General features: G+C 53.0%; 7 protein-coding genes and 1 tRNA gene. 3 read left to right on the top strand and 5 right to left on the bottom strand.

Translation table 11 applies throughout. The annotated features are described in order from the left end of the window. Window positions 1–1023: 1023 nt before the first annotated feature. A complete protein-coding gene (locus ACZ5YD_RS05430; protein ID WP_379746513.1) occupies window positions 1024–2568 on the bottom strand; it encodes a hypothetical protein in 1545 nt (514 codons plus the stop codon). Between the two features lie 407 nt (window positions 2569–2975). Here ACZ5YD_RS05430 and ACZ5YD_RS05425 point away from each other — a divergent pair, with 407 nt between their 5' ends. The 3 genes from ACZ5YD_RS05425 to ACZ5YD_RS05415 all read left to right on the top strand — a co-directional run bounded on the left by ACZ5YD_RS05425 (window position 2976) and on the right by ACZ5YD_RS05415 (window position 8939). Then, window positions 2976–6857 (top strand): Eco57I restriction-modification methylase domain-containing protein, encoded by a 3882-nt coding sequence (locus tag ACZ5YD_RS05425; RefSeq protein ID WP_379746516.1) that lies wholly within the window; start codon window positions 2976–2978, stop codon window positions 6855–6857. A 247-nt stretch (window positions 6858–7104) separates the two neighbouring features. Continuing rightward, window positions 7105–7872 carry a hypothetical protein gene (locus ACZ5YD_RS05420; protein WP_379746518.1) on the top strand — a complete coding sequence of 256 codons (768 nt, stop codon included), beginning with the start codon at window positions 7105–7107 and terminating at the stop codon, window positions 7870–7872. Beyond that, the gene (locus ACZ5YD_RS05415; protein WP_379746521.1) at window positions 7872–8939 is read left to right on the top strand and encodes a type I restriction enzyme HsdR N-terminal domain-containing protein; all 1068 of its coding nucleotides are present in this window, start codon (window positions 7872–7874) and stop codon (window positions 8937–8939) included. Before ACZ5YD_RS05420 ends, ACZ5YD_RS05415 begins: the two co-directional genes overlap by 1 nt. 438 nt (window positions 8940–9377) lie before the next feature. On the opposite strand, the gene ACZ5YD_RS05410 is transcribed toward ACZ5YD_RS05415, so the two are convergent. The 4 genes from ACZ5YD_RS05410 to ACZ5YD_RS05395 form a co-directional block, all read right to left on the bottom strand. Then, window positions 9378–10166 carry a hypothetical protein gene (locus ACZ5YD_RS05410; RefSeq protein WP_379746524.1) on the bottom strand — a complete coding sequence of 263 codons (789 nt, stop codon included), beginning with the start codon at window positions 10164–10166 and terminating at the stop codon, window positions 9378–9380. A 281-nt stretch (window positions 10167–10447) separates the two neighbouring features. Further along, window positions 10448–11605 (bottom strand): tyrosine-type recombinase/integrase, encoded by a 1158-nt coding sequence (locus ACZ5YD_RS05405; RefSeq protein ID WP_379746527.1) that lies wholly within the window; start codon window positions 11603–11605, stop codon window positions 10448–10450. Window positions 11606–11746: 141 nt separating this feature from the next. Continuing rightward, a tRNA-Gly gene (locus tag ACZ5YD_RS05400) sits at window positions 11747–11817 on the bottom strand. A 75-nt stretch (window positions 11818–11892) separates the two neighbouring features. After that, the gene (locus ACZ5YD_RS05395; RefSeq protein ID WP_379746530.1) at window positions 11893–12642 is read right to left on the bottom strand and encodes a class I SAM-dependent methyltransferase; all 750 of its coding nucleotides are present in this window, start codon (window positions 12640–12642) and stop codon (window positions 11893–11895) included. Window positions 12643–12647: the final 5 nt, after the last annotated feature.

Raw genomic sequence — 12647 nt, 5'->3', positions numbered from 1 at the left:
CCTGAATATCAGGAGTTGCCTGAGAACCACCAACATATCTGATTAGCGTTCCACAATTGAGATCATCTATACACCCAGTTTTCACGACTTTGAATTCCCTAAATTTGGCCATCAACCGACCCATATTTCCTGACCTCAGATCAGAAATTTCGCAGATGGGGTTACGTATATTACACATTATGATATACATCAATGTTCTAACCCGGTGTTTATTATTTATATACTTATACATAGGTGATAGTATAACCATATTGTTAATTTGGAGGTCCCGGAACTCCACAGACGGCTGCTATCGCGTTTTCCAACCGAAACGTCCCTACCTACTCGTACGATGGGAAGATTAATTCACACTTGCATCAGATGGTTTAGAATAGCTTTGAGATCGGTGGCTGTTCTCCAGCTTTGATAGTACGATCTCCCCGGCATACATATAGTATATACATACGGTTCATTTGTGATCTTCAGATAGGTTTACATCGGAGTGATTCACTTCATAGAGTGGGTTTTGTTACCTGTTCTTTGGTAATACCTTACTCTGTGGACTAATTAGAGTGTTTTAACACATAGAGGGGAGGGTAAAACTATTCTTTTTACACTATCATATTGTTGTGGTCATACAGTAGTATATATATTATAGTAATGATGGGGGGTAGTGGATGGTATGACCGAGAGAAGTGAACCAAGATCTCACGCTTCTCCATTCATGATCTAAAAATATAAGAAATATATAATACCTACCTATCTTATATTTGTGTGTGTGTTTCACCACGACGAGCGACAAGATCGTTTACTGTCACCTACGCCAGTCCAGAAGCATATTCCACTCCCGTCTATGAATTTATCCACCCAATGAACTCGAGTCAACCGTAGTAACGATCGAGAATGACTAGGCGCGTAAGTGTGTGTGCGCGAACACACCGTTCACACGCTCACTAGCTCGTGCATCTGCGTATGCGCCGCCCGAACGACTATTTCCGAATTTTCACGTATAGACTTCGTACGTGAGAGTTCGGAAACCCTCGGCTACTCCATACGCCCGAACTCGGCGAATTTCTCAAGCTGTACATTTGACCAGTGATACGCGTTCCCGCGCCCGCCGCGACGTGACGTTACGTATCCTTCCTCTTCCAGCTCCTGCATCAACTTCCCCACTTGACGAGGCTGAATCGAAACGCCCTCCGCGATCTCCTTGTTTGTCCACTCTCCATCAGGCCACTTGTCGGATTCACGGAGTGTCAAGACGATCTCCTGCATTCCCTTGGACCACGTCTTGATGGTTACCTCTTCGTGAGGATTGATCCATCGAGGGAGACGAGATGTGTGTACGTATACGATCGCACCTTTTTCTCCACCGCTTGCTGTTCGACCGAATCGCATTACTGCTTGAAGAACTTCCTTTCCTACAACGTCCGCAAACAGTGCGTTCCCAAGTGGACCGAAGTCTAAGCGATTTCCCTTCGTTACGTTTCCATCGCTGTCTTCCTTCCGTGATACGGCATCACCATTGAGAGCGCCCCATCGTTCGACTGCTTCATCCTCAGGGGGATGTGGACTTCCGATAACCGCACCAAGTCGTGTTTCAGCGAACTCGTTACTCCCTTTGAGGTTTCCATAGTGTTCCGCCCGCTCTATGTGTTTATCCACTCCGAAGGAGACATACTGTTCCTTCGCCTGTTTTGACGTAATTACTGCTGGCTTCTGTCCCTCTTGTTCGTGGATATTCTCCAGAAGAGCGCCATCCGATCTGTGGTTAACGTGTGCGCCACTCTGGTAGGGTTTTGTCCCTGCATTGGTTTGGACGATCTGAAGGCTGAGAACGTCACGAAGGTATGTGCGCTTCTCCTGATTTGATTCCAGTACCTCCTCGTGATATACCCAATCCCCACCGAGTATGAGCCGCCATTTTGTGATCGTGGGTGTACCGTCGAGGGCAACTACGCTTTCGGCCGCATAGAGCGGGGGTGGAATGAGGACTGTCCACTCGTCATCGGGACTTTTGGTTGCGACACGTCCTGCATCAAGTTCTGCAACCTCCCATTCGTTATCTAGTAACTCGAACTCAAGGCCGGCGTGTGCCAAAAGGGGTGCGTGAGCGTGGAAACCCCGACTTTGCTGTGACTCTCGCCGAGTGTCTCGGTGAGCGTAGCTGCTCATATCATCCTTCCAAGCATCAATGGCATCCTGATACTCCGGTTTGAATCGACGACGAGTCAGCTGCTTCCAGTTCTCGAAGGGGAGATCGTCGTCGATTTGGAGATAGTTCGTAATTGCTCGCGTTGCTTCATTGTGTGTCGGCTCGAAGAAGTATGCGTCACCAGGAAACTCGTCGTAAGCGACGTATCTATCTTCGATGTAGTTCTCGTTGTGTGCTTGGAGGTAGTGACCGATTAGTACATCATACTCGTCGGGGTCGAAATCACGCTGTTCCATATAGGAACATCGGCCATTCACTTGGCAGGGAAGGAGCTTCCCGAAGTGCATCTTCGAATTCTCGTGAATATCTGCTCCCGAAATCCCGGTGGCGTATACCGATTGTATCTCCCCCTCTATGGGGTAGTCCCCGCCCATCGTCTCACACTCTCGATGAAACGCCGGTAGAATCCGATACGTCAACCCACGCTCGGAACACCACTTCTTGTACTGACCGTAGAGTTCGTGGCGGGAAGTGAACAAAGTGAGTTGATTCCCCGTCGCCTCTGCCCACTCGACGACACCGTAGCTCTTTCCCATCGCAGGGAGTGCTTCGACGAGAGACGTTCCGCGTTGTTCGAACGCCTTGTGTATCGTTTCATAGAGGCGGTTTCGAGCCTCAGATAGCGAGAGTGGTTCGCTGCTCGCCTCGAATAAATTTCTCAGCGTAATATCGATAGAAGTGAGCGGGATTGGTTAAATCGTGTCGAAGCTCCGATGGTGAAATAAGTCAGTAAATCTCCGTCGATACAACCTTTTTACCGTGTGGCTGTCTCGGGTTTGTTATGTCCGATACGTCTGCGATTCTTGACGCCCTCCACGAGGTTTCCTCCCGACTGGATGGGAATATGACCGAGAAAGACGTTGAAAATGCCTTTCTCAACGAGAACTTCTATACCCATCTCGGATATCAGGGAACGGGATATGACCTTCGTAGTGAGTGGACGCTTCCCGACGATCGACGTCCCGACTACGTAACTCTGGACAACAACGAGTCTGTCACGGCCGTCTATGAGTTCAAAACGACGGGACGCGATCTTACTCCCCACGAAGATCAACTATTTCACTACGTAGACGAACTGAAGGCCGATTATGGCGTTCTCACCAACGGCGACGAACTCCGCCTCTACCGCCGTGACGGACACACTCACCTCCTCACCGTCTCCCTCGAAGACGCAACTGAGAGTGACGCCGCCGATCTCGAAGCCGCCCTCCAAAAGCCCGAGTGGGACATAACCGATCCCGAGAGCGTCACAGCCTTCCTCGACCGCCTCGATGAAGTGGAACTCGACGGGCAACTCGGACAGGAACACTTCTTCGAGACGTTCCGTTTGGAGGAGGACAGTCCCTTTGCCAATCTCGTGACGGCGATGATGGACTTGCTCGAAGAACTCCGTGACGAACAGGAAGCGAAATTCGTGAAGGGGGCCTACGACTTTTGGGAGGCCAGCTACGCAAGCGAACCCGACGAGACGCCCGACTCGTGGGAACCGTTTATCGGAGGGAAGCAATCACTTCGGGACTTTATGTTCTGTCTGGAGTCCGGCCACGCGCTCCTCGCTCGTCTCCTCTTGGCGAAGGCCACCGACGATCACGACTTCTTCCCGAACAGCAAGGGGCTTCGTCGATACTTCGATGAACTCGGCGGCTTCAGCGGGAACATCGAACTGGATGCCTATCCCGTCGCGGCGAACGGGATGATCGAAGATATGCGGAATCAGCTCGTCCAGAGTCTGTTTGAGGACGACATCTTCATCTGGTGGACCGACGGCTACGGCGAACAGACCGCGAGCCAACACGACAGCCCGTACACCCGTTTCCGCGACGTAGCCAAAGATGGAAGTGAGGTGAGCCGTGTGAGTCCCGCCACCCGCGAGCGGTTCAGTCGCGCTATCGCTCACGTCTCCTTCGCTGTCCTCAAGTTCGACTTCGCGGAGATCGAGGGCGACCCGCTCGGGGATCTCTATCAGCGGTACTTCGATCCGGAGACACGGAAGGCCCTCGGGGAGTTCTACACGCCACAGCCGGTCATCGACTACATCATGGATGGTGTGGACTACAACGTCGGCGTTTCACAGGAGCGCCTTATCGACCCGTCCTGCGGCTCCGGGACCTTCCTCGTGGAAGCCGTGAACCGCTATCTCGACGACGTGCGGCGGTACAACGACGATCCCGATTGGTCGGAACACCTCACGGAACTGTGTACGACGCCGCACATCGTCGGTCTTGACATTCACCCGTTCGCAGTGTTAATGGCACAGATTCGCTTTATGGTCGCCATCCTCCCCGAGTACCGGGAGGCAAAACGCGAGACGGAGAGTTTCACCATACGTCGGCTTCCGATCTTCCGAACTGACTCGCTACGGAACGAGCGTGAATTGACGGGAATAGATCTCGGCGACGACGAGCAGACGCAGATGACGCTCGACTCGATCACGGAGGACAGTCAGGACGTGAAGATCCCAGTTCCCCTTCCCATCGAGGTCAATGAGGGTGAGGTGGCCGACTCCGAACTCGAAGACGGCTTCCTCGTTCAGCGTGTCCGGATGCCGAAGTACGACACCGCGAAGATGAACGCCGGCGTTCGGAACTTCGGGGAATATTACGCAGCCCTACAGGGCGTCCTCGATGTGGTGAAATTCCACATGCAGGAGAGTTGGTGGGAGTATGGCGGTGGCCTCGAACAAGGAATCCACCGCTACACGACCCGAGAGTACGACGGCGTCGAGGAATTCTTCGAGCCGTATGTCAACGACATTCTCGCGACGGTTCGCTACCTTCGAGAGGATCACGGTGACGGACGGCTGTTCAAGATGTTCGAGGACAGCGTTCTCGCGCTCGTCGTGAAGAACTATATGGAGTACCAGTACGTCGTTGGGAATCCTCCCTACGTCCGTATTCAGAACCTTCCCGATCAACAGAAAGCGATCCTCGACGAACTGTACGACTCCACCACAGGTAACTACGATCTCTACTGTCCGTTCTATGAGCGGGGAATTGACTGGCTCGAAGAAGGGACGGGGAGACTCGGATATATTACACCGAACCAGTTCATGGTGACTGACTACGGGGACGGGCTTCGTCGTGTCCTTCGAGAAGAAACCGCCCTCGATGAAGTGTACGACTTCCGGGATTCAGGCGTGTTTAAGGACGCGACGAACTACCCGGCTATCGTAATTGCGGAAGACGAACCGGACGAAGACGCTCGTGAGAAGAATCAGATTCGGTGTGTCCGGGTGAAGGCGAACGTCGAAGAAGACACAGGAAGAGCGTTGGACGAGGAGATCGTCGCCGCTGTGCGCGATCACCGTGGAGAACCGGGGTATTCGGACGAGTTCATCGACGTGTTCGACTTCCCACAAATGGAACTTGGTGACGGCTACTGGTCGATGATGCCACCGGAAGAACTGGAGGTGTTTCGGAAGCTTGAGCGCAAAAGCGATAGCAGGCTGGATGAGATAACAGATTCTGTTTTTGCGGGTACTCAGACGAGTGCCAACAAAGTGTACGTCGTCACTCCGGTGAATGCAGGCCGGATGGAACCTGATGAAGGTGGCGACACGGTTCGAGTCGTTCCATCAGGGGAAGACCGTGAGTACGAGATTGAGACAGATCTTCTTTCTCCTTGGCTTGATGGTAAAGACATTCAGAGATGGGAAGCGGATTGGTCGGGTCAGCATGTAATTCTCCCGTACAAAATAGAGGAGAATGAGGATGGAGAGCTAACATCCGACCTCTACACAGAAAGCCATCTAAAAAAGAATCTACCACTCTCGTGGGAGTATTTCGAGGAACATCGAGAAACGCTTGAAGGACGAGAGGGAGGGAAAATGAACGGTCGTGATGACTGGTATGGCTTCATCTATCCGAAAAGCCACGATCGCTTTGAGCGACCGAAAGCTATCGGAGCACACATATCGGAAAATTCGCGATTTATGGTGGACTCTGTCGGAGTCTGGTATTTCAAAACCGCCTACGGAATCCAACTATTACCCGAAATTGACGAACTTACCGAAGTTGTCACCGCTCAAATGAACTCGAAGGCTCTCGATTTCTATTTCAAGCATATTACGACTGTTAAGGCTGGAGGATTCTACGAGTACCGGGCGCAATATCTGGAACAATTACCCACCATTACAGAGGGAGATGCGTCTTCGTTCGATACGATTCAGTCACGGGCAGACAAAATCGTGGCTACTCTCGATATAGACAATAAGACGGGACGCTTCCCTGAAGCCTATCTCGGAGACTTCGACGGCGACCTCGGGTACATCGACTATGAGTGGCAGACCCGACGCTACCCGGTTGACGCCGACATTCAGCAGAAAACCGATGGACGCTTCGCGGTTACTGCTGGCCGCTCCGACGAGATTACCGACCCGCTAATGGATCGCGGCGACCAAGAGGAGCGAAAGCTCCGAGCGAAGTACGTTCACACCGCTGTAGATGGGCGGAATATGAAGAAGGGAGAACAACAGACGATCCCGATCCCACGTTCTCGGGACGGCGTGGAACAACTCATAGAGGTGCTGGAAGCCGACCGGAAAACAGTCGAAGAAACAAGCATCGAAGACCTCGAAGCGGAGATCGACGAGACGGTGTACAACCTGTTCGACCTCACCGATGAGGAGCGGGAGGTTATCGAGGACTACCTCGAAGTGTTCTGACTACACTCCAGTCAAAGTACTCGGTACTGTGGGCTGTATTTCTCCATTCAGCCTCCTTTCCGTCAGCAGATATAGCCAAACAGCTGAACGCGGGATTTCAAACGGCCCATTTTGTTTTGGACGTCCGTTTAACCCTAACTACGAAATACAAGTCTTCTAAATGCCAAAAAACGCCGTTAATAACGTGGGTTCTATTACACGCCGGCGTCGTAACTACTATAGTGGGGGGACTAGTACCTGTTTGTAGATGACCCCCGTCGAACTCCCAAGCCGGGCCAAGCCCGAGGCGCTACACGAACTCTGCCGCCACCTTCACAAGGTTAGCGGCTCCAAGAAGACCGACCTCTATGACCAACTGGAAATTGATCAGCGGCAGATTCGAGCCTGCATTGACTATGGCGCGAAACTTGGCTTCTTGACTGTCGAGGACGACGACGTTCAGAACACCAATCGAGGTTCAGGTATCAGCTACTCCGAGAACATCGACGACAAGCCGGTACAGACCGCATTTCGAGAAGCCATCGGATTTTACGAACCGTACCGGGACACGCTACTGCGTATCCACGCCGGAAACTTAGTGGAGAAAGTCAAAGACAATCCGGCGGTCAAACAGAGCGTATTCAAGGAGAAGGCGGAAGCATCGACTGGCGACGAGCATTCGGATAGGGAAATCAATCTCCTGATCAAAACCGCTCAGGCGGCTGGACTTGGAGAGTTCATCACCGGAAGAAAGGGATTTGAGACGCGCCTCGAAGTGTCCGACCAGTATGGGGAATTTGTCAACGAACTGGCCGAGGAGTACCCGATACCCGAACCCGAAGAAACCGTTGAGGAGGAATCTACCGAAGCGGGCAAAGATGTGGAAGCCGATAAAGTATCCGCTGACGTGGACGAAATGGTGTTGAAGGCTGACGAGTCTGCCAAGCAACTGAAATTGAAAGTTGAATACGACGTAACCAACAAGAGTAAGGAACAGATCGCCAGTCTCGTTCAGGGGATTCGAGGTGAAAAGTAATGCCTCTCAACGATGAGTTGTCGCGGTATTCGGAGCGGTCAGTTCAACTGATTGAGAACTCCCCACAGATGGACGAGGAGAACACCAAGCGGAAGATCATCGAACCGCTGATTGAGCTTCTCGGATGGGATATTCTCTCCTCTGACGTTGAGCTTGAGTACTCTGTTCAGATGGGGTCGGGGACAAAGAAGGTTGATTACGCACTCAAGCGGGAGGGAACACCCATCGTATTCGTGGAGGCGAAGGGATGTGACACGCCACTTGGCCAAAGTCACGAGAATCAGCTGAAAAGCTACATGCGACAAGTCGGGGTCGATTGGGGACTCCTCACTAATGGTCGTAAATTCGAAATATTCCGGCGAGACGTATCCAGCAACCGCCCCAACGAAATCTCACTTGCGAAGTTCACCATCGAGAGAGTTCCTGCTAACGAACACCCCCTCAAGGCTCTTTCTCGGGAGTCTATCGACTCGGGAGAATCCCGACAAATTGCTGAGAAGATCGAAGCAGTACAGAACGCTGTCGCCTCCCTCCGAAAAAACAAGGAAACTCTTGCAGAGGACGTGACGGGTGAGGTTACGGAGGTCGCCGGAAGTGCTGTGTCACAGCAAATCGAGGATGAAGCGAAAGCGTTCGTCGACGACCTCATCGAGACGTTGGAGGAGGAGGCCCACCGGACAGCTGTAATTCAAGACCCAAAGGGAGGTGACGACAAACCCGAGGGTGGAGAGTACATCATTAGTCTCAATCGAAATGGCGACGAGGTCTTCCGAGTGGCAGAGGATGTCCAATCGGAGGCAGTTGGGTCACTCGTGAACTACCTCATAGGGGAGGAGGGGCTTCTTGACGAGATCGATATACCTTACATTCCCGGTACAGGACAGGGAAGTCGCGCACTCCTCAACGATGAACCCACGCATCCGAACGGTTCAGATATGCGGGCACAAAAGAGAGTTTCAGGTGGGTATTATTTACTCACGAACCTAAACTCAGAAGACAAGAAGCGATACACATCAGAACTCCCCGAGAAGGTGGGTTTGGAATGCGATTTCTCCCAGAATTGGTGATCTGACCTGAATCTCCGACTGCTACCTATAGTCGCGTGAAATCTTCACAAACGCAAAAGCTCAACAACTTCCTGAGTCTGACCTCAGAGTTCCTACTCGAAAGGATTGAGTGAAACGTAGCCGACTGGTTACTACCGATACCCGTGGTCGGATCAACGAGCGCGAACATCTTCAACGGTAACTTCCACTGATCCCTTCACCAGTCTCATCTTCGTGTTTGTTTCAGTAGTTCAACACATAGAGTCGGCGTTAGTCACTGAATCGTCTCAGTAATATTTCTATTCACGTCATATCTACTTCTCTAAGATAACTCGATCCCACACCCTCTATGTGTTAAACTACACATTTCAAACAATGATACAATCCGTTGTTGTTGATACTTCCCTGGCACTTCCCCGGTGTATCACTACTTATCCACCCTAATGAATGCTAAGGGGTTTATATACCACCCCTCCAACGCTGTCCGTGCTTCTCGTCCACCGAGGGTGATTCCACGATCCGACGATCGGGATGTTCGTTCGCTTTCCAGTTGGGCTTCCGCGAGTCGAACTGTACCGGCGGTAGCTCTCCGAAGGTTTGGTCGAACATTCGGCAGACGTTCTCGATACGGTTCTCGCTGAGATTGAACTCCTCAGCTACCTCCTCGAACAGTTCGTCTGTCTCGGGACTGTTCGGATGGAAGTGCCTTTCCTTGGTGTACCCGCTCTCGTCCCGATGGACGACGTATGCACAGGTGCAGAAGACGGCCAGTTCCAACCGCTGTCCGAATTTCTCGCCGTCGATGTTCGTTGCCCTCGCGATCGAACGCTCGATCTGCCGTTCCGTCAGATTGAGCCGTTGGCCGATGATTTCGACGAGGTCTTTTCGAAGCCGGTAGGTGTGGAGTTGGCTGTGTTCCCACGTCGGGCCGTTCTTCTCGCCGCGATTGATGGCGGAAAGCATCCGAAAGTATCGTTCCCGATTGAGGTTAAGAAAGTCGGACACCCACTTCTCACCTCGAACGTCGCTTGGAGAGAAAAACGTCGCACAATGAGGGTCAGGTTTCGTTAGGTCGTTGTACGCCTCCCCGTTGATGTGTATCTCGTCCTTGTCGCCGTCATCCTCAGAGTCGGTCGGTGTGTAGACTGATTTCGAGTCGGTTGGCGGATCTACCTCGGGCGTGGCGGCGTATTCGTCAGATGGTTCAGTTATCGTTTCGGCTGTGTGGCTGGTTTGGTTGGCACTCATAGGTTAACGAAGGGGTTGGCGATACCCATCATCGACGGACAGCGCCGGATCTCAGAGAGGGTAACGCCAGTAAAATGCCTCTACTGTACAGACGGTAGCCACTTCCTTAATACTAGTGTGAGAACAATATGCCATGGGGGGTTCGAGATGGATTCCCCGTCATCCCTTCAATCTGTGTCTCGACACACCGAGAGTTCGTCCGCACCTCACCCTACATCGATAATGCTGATGAATGACACACCCCACCCCCGGCCTTAACAGGTCGGGGGCTTTTTTCTATTTTACCACTTATCTTCAGCTCGGTTATCTGCACTTCGTTTATTCGTTCGAAGGTACTTTCGAGTCGTTTTGAGATTGGAATGTCGGACTTGTTCCGCCGCTTGTGCGATTCCCTCTTTCTCGGTCCAGAGCGAAGCGACCCCATGACGGAATGAGTACCACGATAGGGTACGGTTCGATCCTTGGAGGTCAGCACCCTCTATGAGTTGGTCCAGCAGTTTGTTCAGATTCCGAGCATCGTATCGATTTCCATATTTCGTAAGCCACAGCTCGTCTTCACCGTCGTACTTTTCATACGATTGCCGCTCCTGAAGCCAATGTTTCAGAGCATTTCGAGAGGTAGACGAGATTTCGCAATTCCAGGCTTCCTTATTCTTAGTAGACTCCTTTGCGGGGATATTGATCATGTTCCGATCGAGGTCAATCCACTCCGGCTGCATTTTCCCCACCTCAATAGGTCGGAGTCCGAGATCGGAAGTGACCGAAATAATCGAGGGGTACTTCCACGACGAGGCGTTTTTAAAGTCTTCTTTCGATACGTTCTCCTTCTTGATCCCCTGTTGTTGAGCGACGAACCGTTTCAATTCCGCCCGTTCGTCGGACGTGAGATTCCAGTAACTCTTGATGGAGTATTTCTCTAGTGCGGCTTCATAGAGTCGATTCATCTCGTCAGGGTAGAATCGATCTTTAACCTTCTCCGAGTCGTCGGAATTGCGCGATGGTTCGATCGGAATGTCGTGTTCCCACTCGGGAATGTCTCGATTCTGAGCCTCGCGCTTGTATTTGAATAACCGGCGGATGCACTTCTCGAACGTGTAGACGTAGCTATCTGGGTGGGTGGAGTGTTTCATTAACGTATCGAGAAGTTCGGTGGCTTGCTCTTGGGTTATTTCTTTGGTGAATTCCCCTTCTTGTTCCCACAACCATTTGTACACTTCATCGATCTTGTAGTGGGTAGTTTTGACTGTAGATTCTGAGAAGCCTTCTCCTCGGTACGTGTCTTTCCCCTCGTTCATCAGCCAGCGGATGAAGGTGATTTTGTACTGCTTGTAGTCGTCTTGGATCATCTCGCTGAATGATTGTAGCGACTCGTTCGTAGCTTCAGCAACGGGGGGTACTGGTAGCTCTGTTTCCTCTTGTTCGCGCGTGTTGATTTTCATATTTCCACCGTGAGCCTGGATTGTGGTCCTACCCCTACCCCATATGGCGGTTTTTCGGGTGGTGTTAGGACCGATTTTCTTTTAGGCCTTTTCACAGAATTTGCGGTGGAAAAAGGCGAAATCGGGCGTGTTAGAGCCGTATGCGCCGGCCGGGATTTGAACCCGGGCCATGAGCTTGGAAGGCTCAGGTCCTACCACTAGACCACCGGCGCCCATCTACGGGAAATCGCCGGTGGAATAAGGACCTTGCCCTTTTCGATCGGGACCGGGTCGGGACGGTTCACACCTCACCTGGCGGCCGGATCCGGCCGAACGACCACGTAGCAGTTGCCGCTGGAGATCTCGAACTCCTCGATCGACAGGTCGCTCGCCTCGAGGTCCGCACGGAACTCCGCGGGCGCGTAGATGTGGTAGAACCGGGGAACCGTCTCGCCGCCCGGAAGCGTCCAGTCGACCGTGGTGTCGAACCCCTCCGCGTCGGCGTCCTCGACGTTCGCGTCGTCGGTGGTGGTCCCAGGGACGTCCGCGAAGCGATCGTGGGCCGTACTCCAGGTGCTCACGAGCGCGACGCCGTCGCCACACAGAACGCGGGCGAGTTCGTCGAGGCTTCGAACCCGGTGCTCGCGGGATCGGAGGTGATGGATCGTCGCGACGTAGACGCCGAGGTCCACGGAGTCAGTCCGGAGCGGCAGGGACGCGGCGTCGCCCTGCAGGAGTTCGGCATCGAATCCTCGGGAGTCGCGCCGATCGGCCGCCTCCCGGAGGAGTCCGCGGCTCGCGTCGACGCCGACGACCGACCACGAACGCCGTGCCAGCGTCTCCGTGTGGCGACCGTTTCCACAGCCGACGTCGAGCGCCCGCGTCGCCGTCCGTCCCTCGAGGAAGGACTCGACCTCCGGCCAGGCGTACTCGCGCGTCTTCGCGAAGTGGGCGGCGATCCGATCGTACGTCGCGATGGGATCGCGGTCCCGCGGGCGCGGTCCACCCGATTCAGGACCGTCCCGTTCGGAATCCTTCCGTTCGGAGTCCTCCGCCATGGACG

The organism is Halopenitus salinus (assembly GCF_055397165.1).
The sequence above is the reverse complement of the archived record's forward strand: the minus strand, read 5'-3'. Positions and strand labels throughout refer to the sequence as shown.

Coding starts and splice junctions, on each gene's coding strand:
- ACZ5YD_RS05425 (WP_379746516.1), top strand. CDS start 2,976: ATGTCCGATACGTCTGCGATTCTTGACGCCCTCCACGAGGTTTCCTCC.
- ACZ5YD_RS05410 (WP_379746524.1), bottom strand. CDS start 10,166: ATGAGTGCCAACCAAACCAGCCACACAGCCGAAACGATAACTGAACCA.
- ACZ5YD_RS05405 (WP_379746527.1), bottom strand. CDS start 11,605: ATGAAAATCAACACGCGCGAACAAGAGGAAACAGAGCTACCAGTACCC.
- ACZ5YD_RS05415 (WP_379746521.1), top strand. CDS start 7,872: ATGCCTCTCAACGATGAGTTGTCGCGGTATTCGGAGCGGTCAGTTCAA.
- ACZ5YD_RS05420 (WP_379746518.1), top strand. CDS start 7,105: ATGACCCCCGTCGAACTCCCAAGCCGGGCCAAGCCCGAGGCGCTACAC.
- ACZ5YD_RS05430 (WP_379746513.1), bottom strand. CDS start 2,568: ATGGGCGGGGACTACCCCATAGAGGGGGAGATACAATCGGTATACGCC.
- ACZ5YD_RS05395 (WP_379746530.1), bottom strand. CDS start 12,642: ATGGCGGAGGACTCCGAACGGAAGGATTCCGAACGGGACGGTCCTGAA.